Source organism: Amycolatopsis sp. NPDC005003 (genome assembly GCF_053600695.1).
The window spans coordinates 60,187-81,606 of sequence record NZ_JBSGAI010000012.1 but is presented as its reverse complement, the minus strand read 5'-3'; the positions used below and the strand labels follow the sequence as shown (position 1 = coordinate 81,606).

The 21,420-nt window shown below is 74.4% G+C and carries 27 protein-coding genes; 10 read left to right on the top strand and 17 right to left on the bottom strand.

Annotated elements, in window-relative coordinates; translation table 11 throughout:
• The first annotated feature begins 99 nt into the window (after positions 1-99).
• Entirely contained in the window at positions 100-1,626 is a 1,527-nt protein-coding gene (locus ACWED2_RS16335; protein ID WP_449691282.1) for a hypothetical protein, read from the top strand.
• On the opposite strand, the gene ACWED2_RS16330 is transcribed toward ACWED2_RS16335, so the two are convergent.
• Genes ACWED2_RS16330 through ACWED2_RS16320 form a run of 3 tightly spaced genes read right to left on the bottom strand, consistent with a single transcriptional unit; the run spans position 1,623 to position 3,306 of the window.
• Positions 1,623-2,042 (bottom strand): Rieske (2Fe-2S) protein, encoded by a 420-nt coding sequence (locus ACWED2_RS16330; RefSeq protein WP_449691281.1) that lies wholly within the window; start codon positions 2,040-2,042, stop codon positions 1,623-1,625. The genes ACWED2_RS16335 and ACWED2_RS16330 overlap by 4 nt on opposite strands.
• A gap of 26 nt (positions 2,043-2,068) precedes the next feature.
• Positions 2,069-2,620, bottom strand: coding sequence for a DUF6529 family protein (locus tag ACWED2_RS16325; protein WP_449691280.1), 552 nt, complete (start codon positions 2,618-2,620; stop codon positions 2,069-2,071).
• On the bottom strand, positions 2,620-3,306 hold the full coding sequence (locus ACWED2_RS16320; protein ID WP_449691279.1) for a hypothetical protein: 687 nt from the start codon (positions 3,304-3,306) through the stop codon (positions 2,620-2,622). The genes ACWED2_RS16325 and ACWED2_RS16320 overlap by 1 nt, the downstream gene beginning before the upstream one ends.
• 122 nt (positions 3,307-3,428) lie before the next feature.
• Between ACWED2_RS16320 and ACWED2_RS16315 the strand changes: the two genes are divergently transcribed.
• Complete coding sequence (locus ACWED2_RS16315; protein WP_449691278.1) at positions 3,429-4,451, top strand: alpha/beta hydrolase-fold protein; 1,023 nt, start codon at positions 3,429-3,431, stop codon at positions 4,449-4,451.
• Entirely contained in the window at positions 4,451-5,317 is an 867-nt protein-coding gene (locus tag ACWED2_RS16310) for an alpha/beta fold hydrolase (protein ID WP_449691277.1), read from the top strand. The genes ACWED2_RS16315 and ACWED2_RS16310 overlap by 1 nt, the downstream gene beginning before the upstream one ends.
• Here the strand turns inward: ACWED2_RS16310 and ACWED2_RS16305 are convergent.
• Positions 5,275-5,616, bottom strand: coding sequence for a DoxX family protein (locus tag ACWED2_RS16305; RefSeq protein WP_449691276.1), 342 nt, complete (start codon positions 5,614-5,616; stop codon positions 5,275-5,277). The genes ACWED2_RS16310 and ACWED2_RS16305 overlap by 43 nt on opposite strands.
• A 98-nt stretch (positions 5,617-5,714) precedes the next feature.
• Entirely contained in the window at positions 5,715-6,272 is a 558-nt protein-coding gene (locus tag ACWED2_RS16300; protein WP_449691275.1) for a TetR/AcrR family transcriptional regulator, read from the bottom strand.
• A 68-nt stretch (positions 6,273-6,340) separates the two neighbouring features.
• Between ACWED2_RS16300 and ACWED2_RS16295 the strand changes: the two genes are divergently transcribed.
• Both ACWED2_RS16295 and ACWED2_RS16290 read left to right on the top strand, forming a co-directional pair.
• A complete protein-coding gene (locus ACWED2_RS16295) occupies positions 6,341-7,303 on the top strand; it encodes an alpha/beta hydrolase (RefSeq protein ID WP_449691274.1) in 963 nt (320 codons plus the stop codon).
• Positions 7,300-8,370, top strand: coding sequence for a class I SAM-dependent methyltransferase (locus ACWED2_RS16290; protein ID WP_449691273.1), 1,071 nt, complete (start codon positions 7,300-7,302; stop codon positions 8,368-8,370). Before ACWED2_RS16295 ends, ACWED2_RS16290 begins: the two co-directional genes overlap by 4 nt.
• Positions 8,371-8,442: 72 nt before the next feature.
• Here ACWED2_RS16290 and ACWED2_RS16285 read toward each other — a convergent pair whose 3' ends face one another.
• From ACWED2_RS16285 to ACWED2_RS16270, 4 genes are all read right to left on the bottom strand, one after another.
• Positions 8,443-8,862, bottom strand: coding sequence for a DUF6292 family protein (locus ACWED2_RS16285; protein WP_449691272.1), 420 nt, complete (start codon positions 8,860-8,862; stop codon positions 8,443-8,445).
• 275 nt (positions 8,863-9,137) lie between these two features.
• Positions 9,138-10,058 (bottom strand): non-homologous end-joining DNA ligase, encoded by a 921-nt coding sequence (ligD, locus tag ACWED2_RS16280; RefSeq protein WP_449691271.1) that lies wholly within the window; start codon positions 10,056-10,058, stop codon positions 9,138-9,140.
• 9 nt (positions 10,059-10,067) lie between these two features.
• Positions 10,068-10,814, bottom strand: a complete 747-nt coding sequence (locus tag ACWED2_RS16275; protein WP_449691270.1) for an ANTAR domain-containing protein — start codon at positions 10,812-10,814, stop codon at positions 10,068-10,070.
• 71 nt (positions 10,815-10,885) lie between these two features.
• Positions 10,886-11,824: a glycoside hydrolase family 5 protein gene (locus ACWED2_RS16270; RefSeq protein WP_449691269.1), complete on the bottom strand. Its 939-nt coding sequence runs from the start codon at positions 11,822-11,824 to the stop codon at positions 10,886-10,888.
• A gap of 154 nt (positions 11,825-11,978) precedes the next feature.
• Between ACWED2_RS16270 and ACWED2_RS16265 the strand changes: the two genes are divergently transcribed.
• From ACWED2_RS16265 to ACWED2_RS16255, 3 genes are all read left to right on the top strand, one after another.
• The gene (locus ACWED2_RS16265) at positions 11,979-12,536 is read left to right on the top strand and encodes a DM13 domain-containing protein (protein ID WP_449691268.1); all 558 of its coding nucleotides are present in this window, start codon (positions 11,979-11,981) and stop codon (positions 12,534-12,536) included.
• A gap of 63 nt (positions 12,537-12,599) precedes the next feature.
• Positions 12,600-13,337, top strand: coding sequence for a GAF domain-containing protein (locus ACWED2_RS16260; protein ID WP_449691267.1), 738 nt, complete (start codon positions 12,600-12,602; stop codon positions 13,335-13,337).
• A 4-nt stretch (positions 13,338-13,341) separates the two neighbouring features.
• Positions 13,342-14,739 carry a PP2C family protein-serine/threonine phosphatase gene (locus tag ACWED2_RS16255; protein WP_449691266.1) on the top strand — a complete coding sequence of 466 codons (1,398 nt, stop codon included), beginning with the start codon at positions 13,342-13,344 and terminating at the stop codon, positions 14,737-14,739.
• A 6-nt stretch (positions 14,740-14,745) separates the two neighbouring features.
• On the opposite strand, the gene ACWED2_RS16250 is transcribed toward ACWED2_RS16255, so the two are convergent.
• Together ACWED2_RS16250 and ACWED2_RS16245 are read right to left on the bottom strand one after the other, a co-directional pair.
• Positions 14,746-15,141 (bottom strand): STAS domain-containing protein, encoded by a 396-nt coding sequence (locus ACWED2_RS16250; RefSeq protein WP_449691265.1) that lies wholly within the window; start codon positions 15,139-15,141, stop codon positions 14,746-14,748.
• A 118-nt stretch (positions 15,142-15,259) separates the two neighbouring features.
• Complete coding sequence (locus ACWED2_RS16245; RefSeq protein WP_449691264.1) at positions 15,260-16,036, bottom strand: ANTAR domain-containing protein; 777 nt, start codon at positions 16,034-16,036, stop codon at positions 15,260-15,262.
• Between the two features lie 278 nt (positions 16,037-16,314).
• Between ACWED2_RS16245 and ACWED2_RS16240 the strand changes: the two genes are divergently transcribed.
• Complete coding sequence (locus ACWED2_RS16240) at positions 16,315-17,256, top strand: PfkB family carbohydrate kinase (protein WP_449691263.1); 942 nt, start codon at positions 16,315-16,317, stop codon at positions 17,254-17,256.
• Positions 17,257-17,259: 3 nt separating this feature from the next.
• On the opposite strand, the gene ligD (ACWED2_RS16235) is transcribed toward ACWED2_RS16240, so the two are convergent.
• Genes ligD (ACWED2_RS16235) through ACWED2_RS16215 form a run of 5 tightly spaced genes read right to left on the bottom strand, consistent with a single transcriptional unit; the run spans position 17,260 to position 19,991 of the window.
• On the bottom strand, positions 17,260-18,837 hold the full coding sequence (ligD, locus tag ACWED2_RS16235; protein ID WP_449691262.1) for a non-homologous end-joining DNA ligase: 1,578 nt from the start codon (positions 18,835-18,837) through the stop codon (positions 17,260-17,262).
• Between the two features lie 17 nt (positions 18,838-18,854).
• Positions 18,855-19,010 carry a hypothetical protein gene (locus ACWED2_RS16230; RefSeq protein WP_449691261.1) on the bottom strand — a complete coding sequence of 52 codons (156 nt, stop codon included), beginning with the start codon at positions 19,008-19,010 and terminating at the stop codon, positions 18,855-18,857.
• Positions 19,007-19,567: a hemerythrin domain-containing protein gene (locus ACWED2_RS16225; RefSeq protein ID WP_449691260.1), complete on the bottom strand. Its 561-nt coding sequence runs from the start codon at positions 19,565-19,567 to the stop codon at positions 19,007-19,009. Before ACWED2_RS16225 ends, ACWED2_RS16230 begins: the two co-directional genes overlap by 4 nt.
• Positions 19,568-19,626: 59 nt before the next feature.
• Positions 19,627-19,803, bottom strand: a complete 177-nt coding sequence (locus ACWED2_RS16220) for a hypothetical protein (protein ID WP_449691259.1) — start codon at positions 19,801-19,803, stop codon at positions 19,627-19,629.
• Complete coding sequence (locus tag ACWED2_RS16215; protein WP_449691258.1) at positions 19,803-19,991, bottom strand: hypothetical protein; 189 nt, start codon at positions 19,989-19,991, stop codon at positions 19,803-19,805. Before ACWED2_RS16215 ends, ACWED2_RS16220 begins: the two co-directional genes overlap by 1 nt.
• Positions 19,992-20,250: 259 nt before the next feature.
• Here ACWED2_RS16215 and ACWED2_RS16210 point away from each other — a divergent pair, with 259 nt between their 5' ends.
• Positions 20,251-21,045, top strand: a complete 795-nt coding sequence (locus ACWED2_RS16210; RefSeq protein WP_449691257.1) for a class I SAM-dependent methyltransferase — start codon at positions 20,251-20,253, stop codon at positions 21,043-21,045.
• Here the strand turns inward: ACWED2_RS16210 and ACWED2_RS16205 are convergent.
• Positions 21,029-21,415, bottom strand: a complete 387-nt coding sequence (locus ACWED2_RS16205; RefSeq protein ID WP_449691256.1) for a hypothetical protein — start codon at positions 21,413-21,415, stop codon at positions 21,029-21,031. The two genes, ACWED2_RS16210 and ACWED2_RS16205, sit on opposite strands and share 17 nt — an antisense overlap.
• Positions 21,416-21,420: the final 5 nt, after the last annotated feature.

Below are 21,420 nucleotides of genomic sequence, written 5' to 3'. Positions count from 1 at the left end.
GCGAGGGGATTACCGGCCGGGGTCACGGTTGGGCCACGGCGGCTAACGACCGCCCCGGGTCCGGTGACTCGCGAAGAGCAGGTGTTCCGGGAGGTGCCGATGGCCACGAACGAACGACCGGCCCGGCTCGCCCTGACGGCGGCCGTGGTCGTGCTCCTGCTGGGCGGCTCGGGAACCCTGGTGCGGCAAGAGCTGCTCGCGGCGGAGGCGGTGGCGGCGCCGGGCATCGACGGGATCGAGGTGATCGCCCCCGCCGGCACCCGGGTCTCCGTACGGCCGGCGCCCGAACCGGACGCCCCGGCCCCGATGACCCGCCGGATCGGCGGTGGTGCCGACCTCGGCTTCGACGGCGGCCCGCCACCGCAGGTGCGGATCGCGGTGCCCGCCGCGCCGCCCCCGGGATTCGTGCCCGTCGTCATCGCCGAAAACGGCCCGCGGCTCGTGGCCGCCGGCTACGACGGTGCCACCCGGAGCATCGTCGCCCGGCTGACGCACCAGGGCGGCTTCTGGGGCGGGCTGCTCGACCTCGCCGCGCTGGGCCGCGAAGCCGACCCGGGGCCACGGCCGGACTGCGCCGGGCGCGCCGCGAGTTCCGCCGGGACGACCGTCGGCCTCGGCGAGCCGGATCCGCGGTCTCCGGTGTGGGCCTGCGTGACCGTCGGCAACGGCCACGCGAACGTCACGCTGACCTCGCATTCGAGGGTGCCGTACCGGATCGTCCTGCCGCCGGGCTGGCCGGAACCGGACACCTGGACCGCGGCGGCGGGTACGCCCGCCCTGCAGCTGCTCAACGGCCCGCGCCGGCGCGACCTGCTCTGGCCCGGTGCCGGCGTGACCTACCCCGTCCCGTTCGGCCTGCTGCCGTCGAGCATCCGCGGCCAGGCCGATCCCGGGCCCGCCCTCGGGACGGCGCTCGCCGCGGTGGCCCACCGCGCGGCGTCGCTGTTCGGCGCGGCCGACGCAACCGGCCCGTCGGCCGGCGTGCTGACCTGCGCCGCGGACGCCGGCGCCGCCCGGTACACCCCGGACCGGCCCTTCGCCGACGTCGCGGCCGACGTGTGGGCGGCGCTCGAACCGTGCCACCCGGACGGCGGCGCGGCGGTGCACCGGCTCGTCGCCGCCGGGATCGGGCCGGTGACGAGCAGCTTCGCCGACGCGAACCCCGCGTTCGAGATCCCGGTGACCACCAGCCGCGCGCAGCGGTTCACGCAGCTCGTCGAGTACCGCCCGCGGGCCGGCACCACGACGGCACGGGCAACCGGGCCCTGCGCGGTGGTTTCCGCGGTGTCCGGCCGCCACGACGCCTACCGCTGTTCGGCCGGCGGCACGACGTACGACCCGTGTTTCGCCGCGCCGGGGCCGCAGCCGCAGGTCTCGTGCCCGACTTCGGCGACCGGAGCGGTCCGGCTGACCTACCCCGGCGCGCTGCCGTCGCCGCCCCGGCCCGGCGGGACGGCCGACCCCTTCCTGCTCGTGCTGGCGAACGGGCTGCAGTGCACCGCCGTCGCGGCGCCGGACATCCGGTACACCTGTGCGGACGGACGGACCGTCCTGCACGGTGAGCCCGACACGTCGAGTCCGTTGTGGACGATCGAGGGCCGGACCATCGCGCAGGCCTACGCCTAGGCCAGGGTGATCTTGCCGCCCGTGACCGTGATCGGCTTCTTCTCCAGCGGCTTCGACGCCGGGCCGTTCGCCACCGAGCCGTCGGCGATCTTGAACTTGCTGCCGTGGCACGGGCAGTTGATCGTGCCGCCGGCGACGGCGTCGACCGTGCAGCCCTGGTGGGTGCAGATCGCCGAGAAGGCCGCGAAGGTCCCCGCCACCGGCTGCGTCACCACCACCTGCTTGTCCGCGAACACCTTGCCGCCGCCGACCGGCACGTCCGCGGCCGCACCGAGTTCCGTGCCGCCGGGCGCCGGGGCCGCCGACGTCCCGCCCGCGGTGCCGCCGTAGGTGGTGCAGCCGGCCGCCAGCCCGGCACCGAGGACCGCGAGGGCCGTCCGGCGCGCCAGCACCGGGTCCACGTCGTCGTTGCGCACGTTTCGTCCTCCGAGAGCAGTACGGATCAGAAGGTCAGGCCGGACTGGGTGAAGAACCACAGCGACGCGCTCAGCCAGAGCCCCACCAGCGCGGTGAACACCAGGCCGCCCACCAGCGGGAGCGACCACGCCGGCGCGCCGTCCTTGCGCAGCAGGAGCATCTTCGCGGCGAACACGCCGTAGAAGAAGCACCCGAGCAGGGAATGCAGGAGGACGCGCGTGTCGAACGCCTGGAACCCGAGCGCGTAGAGGCAGTGCATCGCGACCGGGATCGAGACGAGGAAGGCCAACCGTCCCGACCACCGGTGGACCGGCGCGACCCATGCGGGCGCGCTGCCGCCGAGCTTGCCGTACATCGCCAGTGCCGAACCGAGCTGGACGAGGGCGAGCACGACGACGACCGTGGCGAGCCACGCCTTCACCGCCTGCGGGCCGGAGAACCCGGCGACGTTCACCGCGACCCCGGTCGGCGTGTGCAGGCCGCCGTAGACACCGAGGGCCACCGAGACGACGGCGCCCACCCCCAGGGGCACGACGAGCGCGACCGCGGCGCGGTGGCCCGCTGCCGGGGCGGCCATCAGAAGTCACCGGTCCCGGCCAGGCCGGTGACCGCCTCGGCGGTCACCGGCGCACCGTCGACGGTCGCCGTCCCGGCGGCCGGGTCGAGCACCGGCGCGGGCGTCGAGTCCCCCTCCGTCGTGAGGAGGCCGACCTGGCTGCCGTCGGACTGCACGATCCAGCCGGCCTTCGCCGCCTTGCCCTGCACCTTCGGCGCCGCCCGGTAGAGGCCGGCGGGCTTTTTGGCCGTCGGTGCGGTGAACTGGTACGTCTTGCCCGCCACCGTCACGGTCCCAGTGACCGAAGCGGCGTCGAAACTGCCCGTCAGGCTCGCGTCCGGGGCTCCCTTGAGGTCCAGTTTCCCGCCGGCGGCCACGCCCTGGAGCCAGGCTTCGACCTTCTTGCCGTCGCAGAGGTACGCGATGGCGTGGCCGTCGCGCGCCGACACCGCGATCGACGCGCCGCCGCCCGTCACCTTCCCGGCGTAGTTCGCCCGCGCGGGCACGTCGGGCTTCGGCGGCACCGACGTCGTCGACGCCGTGGCCGCCGTGGCCGGCGCGGGCTGCGCGGCCGTCGGGGTGCTCGCGGCGTTCGCGGCGCCGGCGACCGTCGGCGCGCCGGCGCCCGTCGCCAGGTTGGCGACGCTGATCCCGCCGGCGAGCAGCACGCCGGCGAGCAACGTGAACAACGGCCCCGGATGTCTCATGGTCTTCCCCGCTCTCCCTGGTCCACCACCGTGTCCGCAACACGAACCGCGGGCCGAAACGGCTCAACGCTACGCGTCGAAAAGAGGTAATGCTTAGCCCGTGCACGTGGTTGACTGGCGGCATGCTGCCCTGGGACGGCGAACTCGCCGGAAGGCTCGACCGGCACACCGTGACTTCCACGCTGCTGCGCGGCAATCCGCTGGGTGACCCCCACGAACGGCCGCTGTGGGTGTGCGTCCCGCCCGGCTACGACGACGGCGACGAGCGTTATCCGGCGGTGTACGTCATCCAGGGCTACACCGGGCACCTGACGATGTGGGCCAACCGCACGCCGTTCCGGCAGCCGTTCGTGGAGACGGCCGACGCGGTCTTCGCCGGGGGCGCACCGGCCTGCATCGTGGTGTACGCCGACGCGTGGACCGCGTACGGCGGCTCGCAGTTCGTCGATTCGCCGGGCACCGGCCGCTACCACTCGTACCTGTGCGACGAGATCGTGCCGTGGGTCGACGAGCACTACCGGACCCTTCCCGACCGCGCGTCCCGGGCGATCGCGGGCAAGTCGTCGGGCGGCTTCGGCGCGATGATCACGCCGATGCTGCGGCCGGACCTGTTCGGCGCACTGGCGACGCACGCGGGCGACACGCTGTACGAGCTGTGCTATGTCCCCGACTTCGGCAAGGCGGTCCGCGCGCTGCGCGGCTACGACCAGGACATCCAGGCGTGGTGGGCGGACTTCCGGAGCCGCCCGGCGTTCACCAAGCCGGAAGACGCGACCCTGTTGACGGTGCTCGGCGTTGCGGCGTGCTTCTCGGCGCGTGCGGACGGGACGCCGGAGCTGCCGTTCGACCCGCTGACCGGAGCGCTGCGGCCGGAGCAGTGGCAGCGCTGGCTCGGCTGGGACCCGGTGCGGATGGTGGCGGGCCACGCGGAGGCGGTCCGGTCGCTGCGCGCGGTGTGGATCGACGCGGGCACGAGCGACGAGTACTTCCTGGACGTCGGCGCGGAGGCGTTCCGGGCCGAGGTGGCCCGCGCGGGCCTGCCGGACGACCGCGTGCACTTCGAGCTGTTCGACGCCGGCCACGGCGGGATCGACCACCGGTACCCGCTTTCGCTGGCCTGGCTGGCGGAACGGCTGGCCCGCTGATGGTCACCGAGACCGAGCTGGCCCTGCCCGGCGGCCGCGCGCTGCACGTCTACGACACCGGCGGCCCCGCGCGGTGCACCGTCTTCTGGCACCACGGCACCCCCAACACCGGCGCCCCGCCCGGGCCGTTGCTGCCGACGGCCGCGGAGCTCGGGGTCCGGTTCGTGTCCTACGACCGGCCCGGCTACCGCACCTCGACGCCGGCGCCGGGGCGCACCGTCGGGAACGCCGCCGAGTGCGTCACCGCCGTGGCCGACGCGCTCGGGATCGCCGAGTTCGCCTTGCTGGGGCACTCCGGCGGCGGTTCCCACGCGCTCGCCTCCGCCGCCCTGCTGCCCGGGCGGGTCTTCGCCGTCGCGAGCCTGGCCGCCGTCGCCCCCTTCGACGCCGAGGGGCTCGACTGGTTCGGCGGCATGGCCGCCGCGAGTGCCGCCTCGATGCGAGCCGCCGCGGAAGGCCGGGCCGCCAAGGAGAAGTACGAAGCTTCCGCCGAATCCGATCCGGACCTCTTCACCGACGCCGACCTGGCGGCGCTCGCCGGGTCGTGGTCGTGGCTGGACGAGGTCGTCCACGCGGCGCTCGCGGACGGGCCCGGCGGGCTGATCGACGACGACCTCGCCTACGTCACACCGTGGGGCGCCGATCCCGCGCGGATCACCGCGCCCGTCCTCCTCCTGCACGGCGAGCAGGACCGGATGGTCCCCGCCACGCACAGCGCGTGGCTCGCCGGGCGGTGCCCGCACGCCGAGTACCGGCCCGTGCCCGGCGAAGGCCACTTGTCCGTGCTGCGCCACGCCGCCGACGCCCTCACCTGGCTCGCCGGTCAGGGCAGCAGCGCCGGCGAAGCGACCACCGGCGCCAGGTAGAGCAGCGGGAACACCAGGTGGGCGTACGACCGCGCCCGCGCCACCGTGATGAGCGCGCCGCCGAAGTACAGCACCAGGCCGATCGCCGCGGCGATGCCGATCGGCGGCCAGTAGAGCCCGGCCAGCAGCCCCACGGCGCCGGCCGCCTTGGCCGTGCCGAGCAGGTTCCACCACGACCGGGGCACGCCGTACTCGGTGATCGGCTCGACGACCCACTTCGCGCGGGCGAACATCGAAACTGCCGAGAAGCCGACCCAAGCGGCGGCGGCGATGGTGACGATCAGGTGCGCGGTGTTCATCGCAAGCTCCTTGCGGGTTCGCGGCCCCGCCGTCGGGGGCCGTCACCCCCACGACTCCGCGGTCCCAGCCGATGTGACAGCCCCGCGCGTGACGGCCGTCACCGCCCCCGGAAGTGCGCCACGACCATCTCGGCCAGCGCGTCGACGTCGGCGTCGGCCATCGGCTCGCCGGTCATGCCCATCCGGTGCAGCAGCGCGCCGACCACGACGTCGACGAAGAAGAGCACCCGGTGCTCCGGTTCGCCGAGCGCGTCTTCGAGTGCGAGCCGGTAGGGATCCTGCAGCCGCGAGGACAGCACCACGCGCAGCGCCGGATCGCTGACCGCGTCGCTGAACACGCCGGCGAACGCGTCGCCGACGCCGGGTTCGCCGATCTTGGCCGCCGCCCAGCGGATGACCGCGGTCAGCAGTTCCGCCCGGCTCTCCCCGGCCAGCGGCGCCGGGCCGAACGCGTCGAGGAGGCAGTCCACGATCAGCTCGCCCTTGGACGGCCAGCGCCGGTAGATCGTCGTCTTCGCGACGCCGGCCGCCGCCGCGATGCGCTCGACGGTCGCCTTCGCGTAGCCGAGCTCGGCGACCGTGCTCAGCGTCGCGGCGAACACCACGTCGTGGAGGCCGGCGCGAGGACGGCCCGGCGGCCGGGCGGAAGGAGCCATGGCGGGAGCCTACCGGTTTCCGCTACCGTTGGTTTCGATACCTCAGGTTTCGAAACTAGGGAGTGACCATGTCGGCCGACACGACCGCGCAGCGCCCGCCGGAGCCGGACTGGCTCGCGATGACCACCGGGGAGCTGCTCGCCTACCGCGCGGCGGAGAACCGCTTCCGGGCGTCCGCCGCCGCGCGGGCGATCACCGGGGAACCGCACCCGGACGCCGTGATCGAGTGGCGGGACCTGGCGCTGCCCGGGCGCGACCTGCCGATCCGGGTGTACCGGCCGGCCGCGCACGACGGTGTCGCGCTGCCGCTCGTCGTCCACGTCCACGGCGGCGGGTTCGTGGGCACCGCGGTGCAGAGCGACTGGGTGAACAGCCGCCTCGCCGCCGGGCTGCCCGCGGTCGTCGTCTCGGTCGAACACCGGCTCGTCGCCCCGGACCACCCCCTCCCGGACGCGGCCGACGACGGCTGGGACGCGCTCCGGCACCTGGTGCGGGACGCCGGCACCTGGGGCATCGACCCGGCACGGGTCGCCGTGTTCGGCGAAAGCTGCGGCGGCCTGATCGGCGCGCTGGCCGCGATCCGGGCCCGGGAGGCCGGGCTGCCGCTGCGCGCGCAGGTGCTGGTCAACCCGGCGGTCGACGTCACCGACGCGATGCTCGACAGCCCGTCCGCCGCCGAGCACGCCCACACGCCGACCCTCACGGTGCCGGTGCTGCGGCTGTTCCGGCGGCTCGCCGTCCCGCCCGGCACCGACGCCCGCGGGCTTTCCCCGCTGCGGGCCGGCTCCTTGGGCGGGCTGGCCCCGGCGCTCGTGGTGGTGCCCACGGACGACCCGCTGGCCGACCACGGCCGCCGCTACGCCGAGCGCCTCGAGGCGGCGGGCACGGCGGTCCGGCTGTCCGAGTACGCCGGCGCCGGGCACGCGTTCCTCAGCATGCCGGGCCTGGTCCCACAGGCCCGGCATGCCGAGGCCGCGGCGGCGGAGATCCTCGGCTTCCTTCGGGCTTCTTTCGCCGTGGACCCGGCATGACCGCGGCCCCGATCGACGGCGCCGGCCTGGACGGGGTGGCGGCCACCTGCCTGTGGACGCTGCGCAACCGCGCCGAGGAGTCGCGGCACCCCGGCTCGGCGTTCGCCGACCCGCTGGCCGAGCGCCTCCAGCGCGGGATTTCCTACGACTACGCCAAGTTCGGCAAGCCGGACCAGATCCACGCGCTGCGCGCGGCCGCCTTGGACTGCGCGATCCGCGCCTACCTGGACCGGCATCCCGCCGCCACGGTGGTCGCCCTCGGGGAGGGCCTGCAGACCACCTACTGGCGCCTGGGACGGCCCGCCGTCGACTGGCTGTCGGTGGACCTGCCCCCGGTGGCCGACCTGCGCCGGCGCCTGCTCCCGGCGGAGCCGCGGATGAGCGTGTTCGAAGGCTCGGCGCTCGACCGGAGCTGGCTGGAGGTCCCCGATCCGGCGCGGGGCGTGTTCATCTCGGCCGAAGGGCTGTTCATGTACTTCGAGCGCGCCGAGGTGCTCGCCCTGATCGCCGACTGCGCGGCGCGGTTCCCCGGCGGGCAGCTGTTCTTCGACTCCATCCCGCCGTGGCTCAGCCGGCGGACACTGCGAGGCGGCCCAGCTCGGGGCGGCGGGCCAGCTCCGGGGGGCGGGCGGAATTCGGCGAGCGGGCCGGCCTCCGAGGGCGGGGCGGCCTCCGAGGGCGGCCCGGCTCGGGGCGGCGGGCCAACTCTGGAGGGCGGGCGGAATTCGGCGAGCGGGCCGGCCTCCGAGGGCGGGCAGACTTCGAGCGGCCGCCGGGCTTCGGAGACCCGGCCGCGGGGGCGCCCCCCGTTTTCCACTCTACCGGCCACCACCGACAATTCCGGGCTGCGCCTGTCGGCCCGCTACACCGCACCGCCGATGCCGTTCGGCCTCACGGTCTCCGAAGCGGCCCGGCTGCCCGGGCGGATTCCCGGTGTGGCCGCCGTCGAGGACGTGCAGCCGCCGCCCGGCCGCAAGGCCTGGCGCTCGGGCACCTTGCGGAAGCTCGCGGACCTGCCCGGCCTGCGTGATCTGCGCCCGTCGATCAGCCTGGTGACCTTCGGCTGAGCAGTGCAGCAGACCGTGAGTGGTGACGCGGGTTCCAACCCGCGCCACCACTCGCGAGTCCACTGTGGAGCGTCAGCGGGCCCGCAGCAGGGGCAGCAGCTCCTGATGGGAGCCCGCGCGCCGCAGGACCGGTGAGCCCGGGTGGTCCGGTGCCCGGGCGCCGGACCGCAGCGCGGCCACGAAGCGCACGACCTCGCCCGGTGGCGGCAGGATGTCCGCGCCGCCGAGGTAGGACAGCACGATCATCTCCTCGCCGCACGCCGCCTCGACGGCGACCGCCCAGCCGTGCACCTCGTCCCAGAGCAGCGCCACGTCGCGCTCGGGGAACCGGCGCAGCCGCCAGTCCACCGCCACGTACGCCGACACCGGGACGTCGAGGTCCACGGTGCAGGATTCCAGGCCGAAGCCGAGTGCGCGCGCCACCTCGCCGAGATACGCGCGCAGCCCGCGCTGGAACCAGAATTCGAGATCGGTGTCGATCAGGCCGGACACCCGTTTCCTTTCGCCACGTTCGACAAGACCGGCAACAGTCGCCACGTCATTGTCTTTCGCCACCGCGACGGCCGTCGCGCTTCGTGCGTAGACCGTACCCATTTCGCGGACTTCGGCCCACCGCCGGACATCCGCACTTGTGCTCCGTGCAGCGACACGGCCGTCTGCACGTGCACAGCTCCACTGTGGACGATCAAATCCGCAGGTGAAGACGTTTTCCGCAATTACCGGAAAACCCCGGCCGAGCAACCGGGCGGAATGGAAGACGCCGAAGTTCAGCCGAACGCAGGAATCGGCACCCGGGTGCGTTCCAGATCGGCGAACAGATCGCCCAGTTCGTCGACACGCGCCGGCACCTCGCCCGCGGTGAACTTCAGGTGCGTGACGTGCCGGCAGGCGCGGACCTCGTCCCACGTGACCGGAGCCGACACCGTCGGTTCCTCCCGCCCGCGCAGCGAGTACGGCGCCACGGTGGTCTTGAACGGGTTGTTCTGGCTCCAGTCGATGAACACCTTGCCCGGGCGCAGGTTCTTCGTCATCCGCGCCACCACGAGGTCCGGCGTCTCGGCGGCGAGCCGCTCGGCCAGCGCCTTCGCGTAGCGGGACGGCTCACCGGCGTCCGTCGTCACGACGCCCGCGTACAGCTGCATGCCCTTGGAGCCGCTGGTCTTCGCCACCGGGGTGAGCCCGTCCGCGACGAGGACGTCGTGGAGCCGCTCGGCGACCCGGCAGCAGTCGACGACCGTCGCGCCGGGCCCCGGGTCGAGGTCGAACACCAGCCGGTCCGGGGTGCCGCGCTCGTCGCCGGGCCCGACGGTCCACTGGTGGACGTGCAGTTCGAGCGCGGCGAGGTTGGCCGCCCACACGAGTTCGGGCAGGCCGTTGATCAGCGGGTAGGCGACGATCTCGGGGTCCTTGCCCCGGCCGCCGACGGTCAGGCGCGCGGTGCGGACCCAGTCCGGGGCGTGCCGGGAAACGTCCTTCTCGAAGAACGAACTGCCGGTGACGCCCTCGGGGAACCGCACGAACGTCATCGCCCGGTCGCGGACGTGCGGCAGCAGCACCGGCGCGATCCTCGTGTAGTAGTCGAGCACCTCGCCCTTGGTGAAGCCGTGCCGCGGGTACAGCACCTTTTCGAGGTTCGAGATCGTCAGCTGCCGCTCGCCGACCTGCACCGTGATCCGGCTCCCCGCCACGCGCCCACCCTACCGCGGCAGGACGTGCCCCGTGACCACCCGCTCGACCAGCCGCTCGGCGACCTCGCGCAGCTTGACGTTCTCCCGCTGGGACTGCTCCACCAGCACGGCGAAGGCGTCTTCGGCGTCCACCTGGCGGATCGCCATCAGCATGCCCTTGGCCTGGTCGATGACCGCGCGGGAGGTCAGGGCGGTCCGCAGGTGCTCGGCGGTCTCCCGGGCCCGCAGGTACCGGTGGTACACGCGGAGGATCGCCTCCACCGCGGTCGTGTAGAGCTCCAGCAGCCGGGCTTCGACCTCCTCGAAGCCGTCGTCCTGCCGTCCGTAGCAGTTGACCGCGCCGGAGAACCGCTCGTCGGCCACCAGGGGTGCGGCGAGGAAGCTCCCGAAGCCCGCCTCCCGGGCCCCGCGGGCGAAGCGCGGCCAGCGCTCGAGCGCGTCGGCCACCGTGGTGCGGACGATCTTGCCGCCGCGGACGGCCTCGAGGCAGGGGCCGTCGCCGATCCGGTACTGCTCGCCGTCGAGTTCGTTCACCACCGCGCTGGTGGCGGTCGCCGTGTGCGGCACCTCGCCGGTGACCAGGGTGACCGACGCCTCGTCGACGCCGGGGACGGCGTGGCGCACCTGCAGGCACACGTGGCGCAGCAGGATCCGGAAGTCGTCCTCCGCCCCCAGCACCGCGGTGAGGGCTTCCAGCGCCCCGGTGACCTCGTCGAACAGCGGCGCGGCCGGGGCGATGGGGTCCGGTCGGTCCATGGGTGCTCCTCCCGCTCGGGCGCGAAGTGCCCACGAGTACCCACTTCACCGTCGTTCCATGTCCGGCCTGGTCAGCGCACCCGGCCGGCGGCCGCCTCTTCGCCGAGGAGGGCCCGCCGCAACGGCTCGCGCCAAGCGGAGCGCTCGAGGTCGAAGGCGCCGAAGTCCGTGCCGAACTCCCAGTAGGCCCAGCTCATGCCGAGGCGCTCGGCCTCGGCCCGGACGAACGCCGTCCACCGCTCGCGGGAGACCGGGTCCGCCGCGGAGAAGGCGCCGAACTCGCCGACGAACAGGGGAACCCGCCGCTCCCGCCCCCAGGCCGCGGCCCGGGCCAGATCGGCGCGCACGGCGTCCTCGTCGGCGGCGCCGCCCCAGGTGCGGCCGAGCCACCGCTGCGCGCCGGCCACCCAGCCGGCGCCTTGGTGGGTGAATTCGAACGGGGCGTAGTAGTGGATCGTGGCGATGAGGTTGCCGTCGTCGGGCACGGCGAGCGCCGAGAGCGCCTCGAGACCGTTCATCCCGGCCGGCCCGATGATCACGGTCCGCCCGGGATCGGCCGCCCGGACGACGGCGAGGGCGTCCGCCAGCACGGCGTTCCACCGGGCGGCCGTGAGCCGGCCGCGGGGTTCGTTGAGCAGTTCGAAGCAGAGCCCGCCGGGGTGGCCGGCGTAGCGGGCCGCGATCTGCCGCCAGAGCGCGAGGAAGCGGGGACGCTGGTCTTCCGGTGCTTCGCAGAGCTCGTGGTAGTGGTGGACGTTCACCACGACCCGCAGGCCGCGGTCGAGCGCCGCGCCCACGCCCGCGTCGACCCGGGCGAAGAACGCGGGATCGATCGCGTACGGCGGCGCGGCCCCGGCGTGCGCCGACCACCGCACCGGCAGGCGGACGGTGTCGAAGCCGGCCGCGGCCACCTCGTCGAAGTACCGCTCGGCGAGCGGGAGCTCCGGACCGCCGGCCGGCGCGTCGAGCGCGTTGCCGAAGTTGATGCCCCGCCCCAGCCACCGGCTCATTGGTGCCTCCCGATGCCAAGGTAGCCGCTGCGGCGGCACGCGCGACGCGGGCAACCCGCCTCGCGCGTAAGAGATCGGTAACCGCGCGCCGGGCGCCGGTGGGCGATTCGTCCCGTTGAATGGAGCGTCGGCGGACGAAGACGGAGGAGAACAGATGAACCGCAAGCGGCTGCTCACCCGGCCCTGGGTCCTGGGCACCCTGGCGGCGGGCCTGGTCGCCGTCGCGGGCGGCCTGTACTGGTTCCAGCCGTGGCAGCTGGTGGTCGACGAGACGGTGCAGGAGGCCCTGCCGGCCGCCGCGCCGGCGGCTGTCCCGCCACCGGCGCCCTCGCCGTCCGATCCCCCGGCGGCGCCCGCCGAAGTCGCGAGCGGCACCCTGATCAGCCACGAGCACCGGACCAGCGGCACCGTCCGGATCCTGCGCTCGGCCGACGGCACCCTCGTGCTGCGCCTGGAGAACCTCGACACCAGCAGCGGCCCCGACGTGCACGTGTGGCTCACCGACGCGCCGGTGAAACCGGGCAAGGACGGCTGGGGCGTGTTCGACGACGGCAAGCACGTCGACGCGGGCAAGCTGAAGGGGAACAAGGGAAACCAGAACTACTCCCTGCCCGCCGGCACCGACCCGGCCGCCTACACCAGCGTGAGCGTCTGGTGCGACCGCTTCGACGTGTCCTTCGGGGCCGCGGAACTGACCCACCGACCGGCCTGACGCGCCCGGCACCGAGGCCGCCGGCCGGGTTTACCGGCGACCCCGGATTGGTAATCCCCGGTCATGTCGTCGGAACAGGCCTCGCCGGGCGAGCTGCCGCTGGACGGTGAGCTGGCCGTGGTCGCCGCCCGGATGTCCGGGCTGCTGCTTTCCCGGGAATCCGTGGACTCGGTGCTGGAGCTGATCGTTTCGCTGGCCGGCCGGACGATCCCCGCCGCCGCGGGCGCGGGCGTGACCCTGGTCGAGGCCGACGGCGGCCTCGTCACGACGAGCGCGTCGGCCCCGCTGGTGCGCGAGGCCGACGCCCTGCAGTACGAGCTGGCCGAAGGCCCCTGCCTCGCCGCGCTGGCCGGGTGTTCGCCGCAGCGGATCGACGACGCCGCCACCGAACGGCGCTGGGCCCGGTGGTGCGCCGCGGTCGCCGGCTCCGGGTTGCGGTCGGTGCTGACCGCGCCGATGGTCACCGAAGAGGGCTGCCACGGCGCCATCAAGGTCTACGCGACCGCGGCCGGCGCCTTCGGGCCCGCCGACGAGCGGGCGCTGGCGACCTTCGCCGACCGCGCCGCGGTCCTCGTCGCCAACGCCCGCGCCTACGACCGGGCCGGCCGGTTCAGCGAGCGGTTCAAGGACACCCTCCACGACCGGGACCGGATCGCCATGGCGAAGGGCTTCCTCATGGGGCGGGACGGCCTCGGCGAGGACGCCGCGTTCGACCACCTGCTCTCGCTGGCCCGCGCCCACGGCACCAGCCCGGCCGAGGCCGCCGCCCAGCTCGTCGGTCCCGCGCCACGGGAAGGGTGAAAACATGCGTTTCCTGCCCGAGGAGGAACAGCGGCGGCTGGTCGCCGCCTGCTTCGCCCGGAGCGACCTGACGCTGGAACAGCTCTGGATGCGGTACTTCGCCCTCGGCGGCAGCCTGCCCCTGCTGGAACTGGACGCCTACCTCAACGGGCTGGTCACGCTGCCCCGCGTCGACCGCGACATGATCGCCCACGCCGTCAACGAGCGGCTCGACGAGGTGACCGGGCCGGCCCGCGCGCCCTACAGCCACTCGGTCCGGGACGCGAAACCGTTGCACGGTCCGTTGAAAGCGCTCGTCGACCTGCTCGAAGGCGCCCACCGCGCCCCGCCGGAGCGGCTCCCGGCCGTGGTCGCCGAGGCAGGCCGCGCGCTCGACCTGACGATCGGCGTCTACCTGGCCGACTACGACCAGCGCACGCTGGTGCCGCTGCGGCCGGGCGCGGCGGAGCTCGACATCGAGACCACCGTCGGCGGCGACGTGTTCCGCCGCGCCGGCACGGTGACCCGCGACGGGACATTGTGGACGGTCCTGCTGGACGGCGTCGAACGGCTCGGGGTCCTCGAAATCGTCCCGGCCGGCGACGCGGACCCGGACGACCCGGCGCTGCGGGAGCAGTGCCGGTGGCTGGCCGCCCTGCTCGGGCACCTCGTCACCATCACGACCCAGTACGGCGACGGCCTGGACCGCCGTCGCCGGCACCGGAGCCGCGACTCCCCCGCCGAACTGCTGTGGCAGACCCTGCCGCCGCTCACCGGGGCGACCGAAAGCGTCGTCGTGGGCGTGAGCGTCCAGCCGGCGTACGACCTGTGCGGCACCGTGTTCGACTACGCCCTCTCGGAGGAGCGGGCGCAGCTGGCGATGTTCGACGCCGGCGCGCGCACCCGCGCCGCGAACACCGCGGTGGTGAGCGCGCTCGCCGCCTACCGCGCCGCCCGGCACAGCGGAGGTTCACTGGCCGAGCAGTTCGCCGCGGTCGGCGCCGAGCTCGACGGCGGGCCGGCCGTCGGCGGCGTGCTCGCCGAACTGGACCTGGCCACCGGCCTGCTGCGGCTGCTGGGTGTCGGGCAGCCCGCGCCGCTGGTCGTCCGCCGCGGCGAGGCGGTGCCGGTCGCCGTGCGCGCCGCCCCGCGGTTCGCCGCGGCGGGCGGGCCGCCGCCGGTCACCGAGTTCCGGCTCGCCCCGGGCGACCTGCTCGCGCTGTGTTCGCGGGGGGTCGCCGAAACCGAGGACGGCACCGGGGAACCGTTCGGCCGGGCCCGGATCGCCGGGCAGCTCGGCCGGGACGCGGGCGAGCTGCCGCCGGAGATCGCCCGCCGGCTCACCCGCGCGGTGCTCGCCCACGGTGGCGGCGGGTTCCGGCAGGACGCGGGGGTGCTGATCGCGCGGTGGACTTCACGCTGAGCGCCCTCAGCAGGCGGCGTGGTGCACCTCGGCCGCCAGCAGTTCCCGCAGCGCGTCCGACAACGACGCGAACATCGGCACCACCGCCGCCAGCCCGGTGATCCGGAACAGCCGCGCCAGCGTCCGGCCGCTCGCCACCACCCCGAACCGCCGTCCCGCGGCACCGGCCCGCTCGGCGGCCGCGGCCAGCGCGCGGGCGCCGGCCAGGCCGACGAAAGCCACCTGCGTGAGGTCCACCACCGTCGTCCCCGGTGGCGCCGCACCCAGCTCACGCTCGAGGATCGGCAGGGTCAGCGCGTCGATTTCGCCGGCGAAGGTGAGCACGAGGAAACCGGGGCGGTACTCCGTCCGGCGCGCGACCAGCGGCGCGGACCGGGTGGGGACCGGATAGGCAGGGGACACGGGTTCAGTTGGCCTTCCGCGCCGGCCGAGGCCGGCGACGCAGTGTCGGATCAAGAGCGGGGACGTGATCAAGGACGGGGTCTAGATACCCAAACGCCCGATCCGGAAACGCTCTCCTTCAGGGCGAGACGCTCGTGAAGGCCGACCAGAGCCGTTCCGCGGCGTGGTGGGCCGGGGCGCCCGGCCGGATCTCGCGGACGCCCTCCGCCGGTGCCGTCACCTGGCCGCCGAGGTGCTCGACGAGGGCGACGGCCAGCTCGCGGACCTTGACGTTGAACTCCTGGCTGGCGCGACGCAACGTCTGCCAGGCTTCCTCCGGCGGGCACCGCCGGACCGCCATGATCGCGCCCTTCGCCTGCTCGATGGCGGCCCGGGAGGCCAGCAGGTCCAGCATCTGGTCGGGATCGCCCGCGGTGGCGGTCTCGGCGACCACCAGGGTCATCTCGGTGAGTTTCGCGTACCGCCGCAGGACGGCGAGGGTTTCGTCGCCCGGCACGCGGTCGAGCGTGACCGACAGCACGAAAGCGCCGTCCTCGTCCCAGAACCCGGGCAGCGCCGCGGCGCCACGGATCGCCTCGACCGCCGGGCCGGCGTCGAACACGGTCTCGCGGGTCAGCTCCGGCCAGCGCTGGTCGCCGAAGAGGCGGTCCGTGACGACCGGCTCGCCGGTGGTGTCCGCGACCGGCACCGGGCCGCCGTGCGCCAGCTGGGCGGGGATCAGCTGTTCGGCGACGCCGGCGGTGGCGAGCACCCGCAGCGGCCGGTCGCCGCGGCTCACGGTCAGGCCGGCGCCGAGCCACCCCGGCAGCTCGCCGGAGATGCGCTCGAGCAGCGCCTGCAGCAGTTCGGCGAGCGGTCTCCAGCGATCCGCCGCGTTCATGAGTGTCTCGGTCACCGAACCTCCACCTGTCTCGGTTCCCTTGATTTACCGCAAACCGCGCTCCGCCGCCTCCGACGCGGCCGGGTTTCGTGGCCGTGGCCACGCAGAAGGGCCAACCGGCACGGCCGTCCGGGGTAACCCGCCGCCCGGCCGCGGGCCGTCGCTCAGGGGCGGCACGGCGGCCCCGGACGGCGCCCAGCCGTCACCGACCCGAACGAGCGGTTTACCCGGCGGCGCGCCCGGGGTAGCCGGACGGTGAGCCGAGGAGGCGCCATGACCCACCGGTGGTCCCGATGATGTTCAGCGAAGTCGTCGTCGCCGGGCAGATCGCCCGCGACCTGGTGATCGAGGTCCCGGACGTGCCGGGCGAGGACTCTTCGGCGCCCGTGAAGCACCGGCAGGAGCTGCTCGGCGGGAAGGGCGCGAACCAGGCCGTGGCGCTGGGCCAGCTCGGGATGTCGGTGTCGCTGGTCGGCGTCGTCGGCCGCGACCGCATCGGCGACGCCCTGCTCGCCCAGGCGCGGGCCGACCGGATCGGCACCTCGCACGTGATCCGGCGGCCGGGCACCGAGACGGCGCTGCTCGTCGACGTCGTCGAGGACCACGGCCGCCGCCGGTACCTCGAGCACGTCCCGGACGGGACGCTGCTCACCGAGAACGACGTCTTCGCCGCGGCCGCCCCGATCTCGGCCGCCGCGTCCCTCATCGTGCAGCTGCAGCAGCCGGCGCCCGCGGCCCTGCTGGCGGCCCGGCTGGCGCACACGGCGGGCACCCGGGTCGTCCTCGACGGGGCACCGCAGTCCGACACGCTCACCGCCGACCTGCTCGCCCTCGCCGACGTCGTGCGCGCCGACGCCCACGAAGCCGAGCTCCTCACCGGGCAGGAGGTGGCCGACGTCGGCTCGGCCGCCCGGGCCGCGACGGAACTCCGGCGGCGCGGGCCGTCGCTGGTCGTGCTGGAGGTGTCCGGGCAGGGAAACCTGTTCGCCGGGCCGGAAGGCACGTGGTTCGTGCCGGACGTCGAGACCGACGTCGTCGACCCGACCGGCGCCGGTGACGCGCTCGTCGCCACCCTGACCGCGGCGCTGACCCGCCGCCGCCCGCTGGAGACGGCGGCGAGCCTGGCCGTCGCGGCCGCCGCGGCGACCACCGGGCACGCGGGCGGGCGGCCGTGCCTGTCCCGCGCCGAACTCGACCGGCTGCAGCCGCGGGAGCTGGAAACCGTCCAGGCTTGAGGCCTAAAGGCCGGGCAGCTTCTGCCGGAGCCCCAGGAGCGCCGAGAACGGGTCGCCCCGCTCGGCCAGGCGAGCCGGGACGTCCCGGATCGTCCACCGGTCCGGCGCGAGCTCCGGGTCGTCCAGCTCGTCCCACTCCAGCGGCACCGAAACCGGCGCCCCGGCCCGCGGACGGACGCTGTAGGGCGCGACGAGCGTCTTGTTCAGCACGTTCTGCGTGTAGTCGAGCCGGGCGCGGCCGCGGCGCTTGTCCTTCGTCCAGGCCCAGCTGACCAGGTCGGGCAGCACCCGCCCGATCGTCTTGGACACCGTCTCCGCCCACGTGCGGGTCTGTTCGAAGGTGCAGTGCGGCGCGATCGGCACCCACACCTGGATGCCGCGCTGCCCGGTCACCTTGGGCCGGCCGTCGAGGCCGAAGTGCTCGAGCGCGGTGCGGTGCAGCCGCGCCAGGTCCACGACCTCCTCGAACGTCGTCTCCGGGCCCGGGTCGATGTCGAACAGCACCCACGTCGGGTGGTCGACGTCGGCGGCGCGGGAGGTCCAGGCGTGCAGCTCCAGTGCGCCGTAGTTGGCCAGCCAGGCCAGGGTCGCGACGCTGTCGGCGACGACGTACCGCCGGCTCTCCCCCGGCTCGGCGCGTTCGTTGCGCCAGGTGGTCAGCCAGTCGGGCGCGTGCTGCGGAACCTCCTTCTGCCAGAAGCCCGGCTCGGTGACGCCCTGCGGGAACCGGTGGGTGTTGAGCGGGCGGCCGGCCAGGTACGGCAGCATCGCCGGGCCGACGGTGACGTAGTACCGGACGAGATCCCGCTTGGTGACCGGCTGCCCGCCCTCGGCCGCGGGGAAGAGCACCTTGTCCAGGTTGGTCAGGGCCAGCTCGCGGCCCGCCACCGACCACCGGCCCTTCGCGCCCAGTGCGTCGAGCGCGGCCAGTTCGTCCTCGGTGGGTGCCTCCCAGCCGCCGACGGTTTCTTCCGCTTCCGCGGCCGGGCGGTCGCCGTGCCAGAGGGCGTCCGGCGCGGCCGCGACCTCGTCGTTGGTGCGGCCGCTCTTCACCGAACGCGGGTGGTCTTCGGCGTCCCAGCCGGGCTGCGCGTGCTCGTCCTGCTTGTGCAGGAGGAACCACTGGTCCTTCTCGCCGCGGCTGGTGCGGACCAGGACGAAGCGCCCGGCCAGCTTCTCGCCTTCGAGGTCGAAGTGCAGCGTCCCGGCCTCGATCGCGCGGGCCGGGTCGGCTTCGACCGGCCGCCAGACGCCACGGTCCCAGACGATGACGTCCCCGCCGCCGTATTCGCCGCGCGGGATGACGCCCTCGAACCCGGCGTACTCGATCGGGTGATCTTCGACGTGCACGGCCAGCCGGCGGGCCTTCGGGTCCAGCGTGGGTCCCTTCGGCACCGCCCAGCTGACCAGCACACCGTCGAGTTCGAGCCGGAAGTCGTAGTGCAGCCGGCGCGCGCGGTGCCGCTGCACCACGAACCGGTGGCCGTCCGGACCGGCGGCCCCGCCGGCCGGCTCCGCGGTCCGGCCGAAGTCCCGCATCTCCTGGTAACGCCGCAGTTTGCGGGCCGGGTCTGCTGCCATGTCCCAGGAGTACCCCGTCAATCGGGTTGCGGTGCCGACCAGGGCGGGTTCTTCTTCGCCAGCTCCTCGTACTCGGCGACCTCCTGCGGGGTCGGGTCGGTGCCCGCCTGCTCGGCGAACTCCTCCGGGTCGGTGGCGTCTTCGGCCGGATCGGTGCCGTCGGGCTCGGTCATGCCCGGCCTCCCAGCGCGCCGCGGATGAGGTCGCGCGCCCGGTCCATGATCGCCGCGGGCGGGCCCAGCAGCAGGTTCGCCTTCGCGCTCTCGACACCGGGGTGCGGCCGGGTCGGCCCGACCGCTTCGGCCACCTTCGCGGTGGCGGCCATCGCCCGCAGCCGCTCCGGCGGGCGGTGCGCCCGCAGCAGCGGGAACTCCTCGCGCTCCTCGTGCTCGGCGTGTGCGAGCACGTCTTCGCGCAGCTGGACGAGCAGGGTGTCGAAGCCGTCGGCCTCCGGGCCCATCTTCTGCAGCGTGGTCAGCAGTTCCTTGGCCCGGTGCTCCTCGCCCAGCCGGGCTTCGACGACAGGCTCCGCCGCGGGCTCGAGGTCGCGGATCTCCGGGTGCACGACCAGTTCCTCCGCCGTCTCGTGCACGGCCAGCAGCCGCACGAGGTCGTGGAACGCCTCCCGCCGCCGGTCGCCTTCCGCGGTTTCCAGCGTGGCGAACAGCTCGCGGATCTCACGGTGCTGGCGCTGCAGGAACTCGATGACGTCCTCGTCGTGCTCCGCCATGGCCGGCCTCCTCCTCGCTCGGTGTTCGGTCGGAAGCGGCGTTCCCCGTCCCGGACGGGTTACTCGTCGCGCTGGGCGAGTGTGAGCCACAGCGCGCCCGCGGCGGCCAGGGCGAGCCCGGCGACGGCCCACCAGGACCACCAGCCGAAGAAAGCGACCACGAGCCCGACGGCGAGGAGCACGCCCCCGCCGACGGAAGCGGTGTCCTGGTTCCCGGCCCGGGCGGTGAACGCCATCAGCCCACCCGCCCGTCGACGGCGGCCACCACGAGCGCGGCGCACCGCGCCACGGTGAGGCCTCTTTCCTTCGCCATGGAGACCAGAGCGGCGTGCGCGGCCGGCCGGCTGAGCCCTTGCGCGGCAAGGACTTCCAGTGCCAGGCCGACGACGTCACTGGCGGGTGGGGTGGCGGTGCGCACGGGCATCGGAAGACCTCCGGCTGATTCGGCGGCGAAACGAACGCGACCGGATACCCCGCCGCGCCGGGTTTCACACCCACCACCCAACCCGTCCGGGTGGCGGGTGTTCAACTCCCGGCGAGCCCTCCCGCGGCGTCGGGCGCTTCGATGGCCGGTTCGCGCGAGCCCCGCCCGCTGCGGTCCGGCGGCCGCACACTCCACGTCGCCGGCGCCGAGGGCGGGAACTCACCGGTCGTCCACGGTCCCGGGTACCTACGCTGGGGAGGTGACCGACACGTGGGAATGGGACCCGTCCCTCTATTCGGGCAGCGCGCGGTTCTACGCGCGGGGCCGCGTGGCGTATCCCGCGGACCTCGCCACGGCCTTCGCCGCCGAACTCGGGCTGGACGGGTCGGGCCGGCTGCTCGACATCGGCTGCGGGCCGGGGTCGCTGACGCTGCCGCTGGCCGGCTCGTTCGAGGAGGCCGTCGGGCTCGACGCCGACGCTGACATGCTCGCCGAAGCGGCCCGGCTGGCGGCGGAGGCGGGCATCGGGAACTGCCGGTGGGTGCACCGGCGCGCGGAAGAGCTGCCCGCCGGGCTGGGCCGGTTCCGGCTGATCACCTTCGCCCAGTCGTTCCACTGGTTCGACCGGCCCCGCGTCGCCGCCGCGGTGCACGGAATGCTGGCGCCGGGCGGGGCCTGCGCCCACGTGCACGCGTCGACGCACGAGATCGTCGACCCCGCGATCCCGGAGCTGGTACGCGAATACCTGGGTCCGGTGCGGCGCGCCGGACGCGGTTCGCTGCCGGGCGGCACGCCCGGCGGCGAGGCGGAGGTCTACCGCGCGGCGGGCTTCCACGGCCCCCGGCGGTTCGCGGTGCCGGGGCGGGTGGTGACCCGCACGGTCGACGAGGTCGTCGCCGGGGTGTTCTCGCTGTCGAGCTCGGCACCGCACCTGTTCGGCGAGCGGCGGGCCGAATTCGAGGCTGAGCTGCGGCGGCGGCTGGCCCCGGCGGAGACGTTCACCGTGCGGTTGTCCGAATTCGCCGTCGACCTGTGGTTCACCAGGGGTTGTTGAAGTCCTCGTCCTCTTCGACGGCGGCGCGGGGACGCCGGGCGGCGCGCGGCTCGTCCCGCGCCGGCCGCGACGGTGCCGGACCCGGCGGCGGCGCCGGTTCGAACCCGCCCGGGCCGGGATAGGCCTCCGCGTCGAAGGCGGAGGCCGGTTCGGCGTGCGAGCGGTCGGTGCTCCAGCCGGACTTGGTCTTGCGCTGGGCCATCTCGCGGACGTGCTGGACGTACCGCTCGGCCGCCTGGACCTGCTTGGTCATGTACTCGTGGGAGCGGGCCTTGATCTCCTCGCCCTGCTGTTCCCGCAGGGCACGGCGATCGGCCTGTTCGCGCACGAGGCCGTCGAGCTCGGCCTTCATCCCGGCGATGTCGGTCATGCGTC

Bases quoted from the DNA above. Each gene is read 5' to 3' on its own strand.
- ACWED2_RS16335 (WP_449691282.1), top strand. From the start codon at position 100: ATGGCCACGAACGAACGACCGGCCCGGCTCGCCCTGACGGCGGCCGTG.
- ACWED2_RS16325 (WP_449691280.1), bottom strand. From the start codon at position 2,620: ATGGCCGCCCCGGCAGCGGGCCACCGCGCCGCGGTCGCGCTCGTCGTG.
- ACWED2_RS16320 (WP_449691279.1), bottom strand. From the start codon at position 3,306: ATGAGACATCCGGGGCCGTTGTTCACGTTGCTCGCCGGCGTGCTGCTC.
- ACWED2_RS16315 (WP_449691278.1), top strand. From the start codon at position 3,429: ATGCTGCCCTGGGACGGCGAACTCGCCGGAAGGCTCGACCGGCACACC.
- ACWED2_RS16310 (WP_449691277.1), top strand. From the start codon at position 4,451: ATGGTCACCGAGACCGAGCTGGCCCTGCCCGGCGGCCGCGCGCTGCAC.
- ACWED2_RS16305 (WP_449691276.1), bottom strand. From the start codon at position 5,616: ATGAACACCGCGCACCTGATCGTCACCATCGCCGCCGCCGCTTGGGTC.
- ACWED2_RS16300 (WP_449691275.1), bottom strand. From the start codon at position 6,272: ATGGCTCCTTCCGCCCGGCCGCCGGGCCGTCCTCGCGCCGGCCTCCAC.
- ACWED2_RS16295 (WP_449691274.1), top strand. From the start codon at position 6,341: ATGTCGGCCGACACGACCGCGCAGCGCCCGCCGGAGCCGGACTGGCTC.
- ACWED2_RS16290 (WP_449691273.1), top strand. From the start codon at position 7,300: ATGACCGCGGCCCCGATCGACGGCGCCGGCCTGGACGGGGTGGCGGCC.
- ACWED2_RS16275 (WP_449691270.1), bottom strand. From the start codon at position 10,814: ATGGACCGACCGGACCCCATCGCCCCGGCCGCGCCGCTGTTCGACGAG.
- ACWED2_RS16270 (WP_449691269.1), bottom strand. From the start codon at position 11,824: ATGAGCCGGTGGCTGGGGCGGGGCATCAACTTCGGCAACGCGCTCGAC.
- ACWED2_RS16265 (WP_449691268.1), top strand. From the start codon at position 11,979: ATGAACCGCAAGCGGCTGCTCACCCGGCCCTGGGTCCTGGGCACCCTG.
- ACWED2_RS16260 (WP_449691267.1), top strand. From the start codon at position 12,600: ATGTCGTCGGAACAGGCCTCGCCGGGCGAGCTGCCGCTGGACGGTGAG.
- ACWED2_RS16255 (WP_449691266.1), top strand. From the start codon at position 13,342: ATGCGTTTCCTGCCCGAGGAGGAACAGCGGCGGCTGGTCGCCGCCTGC.
- ACWED2_RS16240 (WP_449691263.1), top strand. From the start codon at position 16,315: ATGATGTTCAGCGAAGTCGTCGTCGCCGGGCAGATCGCCCGCGACCTG.
- ligD (WP_449691262.1), bottom strand. From the start codon at position 18,837: ATGGCAGCAGACCCGGCCCGCAAACTGCGGCGTTACCAGGAGATGCGG.
- ACWED2_RS16230 (WP_449691261.1), bottom strand. From the start codon at position 19,010: ATGACCGAGCCCGACGGCACCGATCCGGCCGAAGACGCCACCGACCCG.
- ACWED2_RS16225 (WP_449691260.1), bottom strand. From the start codon at position 19,567: ATGGCGGAGCACGACGAGGACGTCATCGAGTTCCTGCAGCGCCAGCAC.
- ACWED2_RS16220 (WP_449691259.1), bottom strand. From the start codon at position 19,803: ATGGCGTTCACCGCCCGGGCCGGGAACCAGGACACCGCTTCCGTCGGC.
- ACWED2_RS16215 (WP_449691258.1), bottom strand. From the start codon at position 19,991: ATGCCCGTGCGCACCGCCACCCCACCCGCCAGTGACGTCGTCGGCCTG.
- ACWED2_RS16205 (WP_449691256.1), bottom strand. From the start codon at position 21,415: ATGACCGACATCGCCGGGATGAAGGCCGAGCTCGACGGCCTCGTGCGC.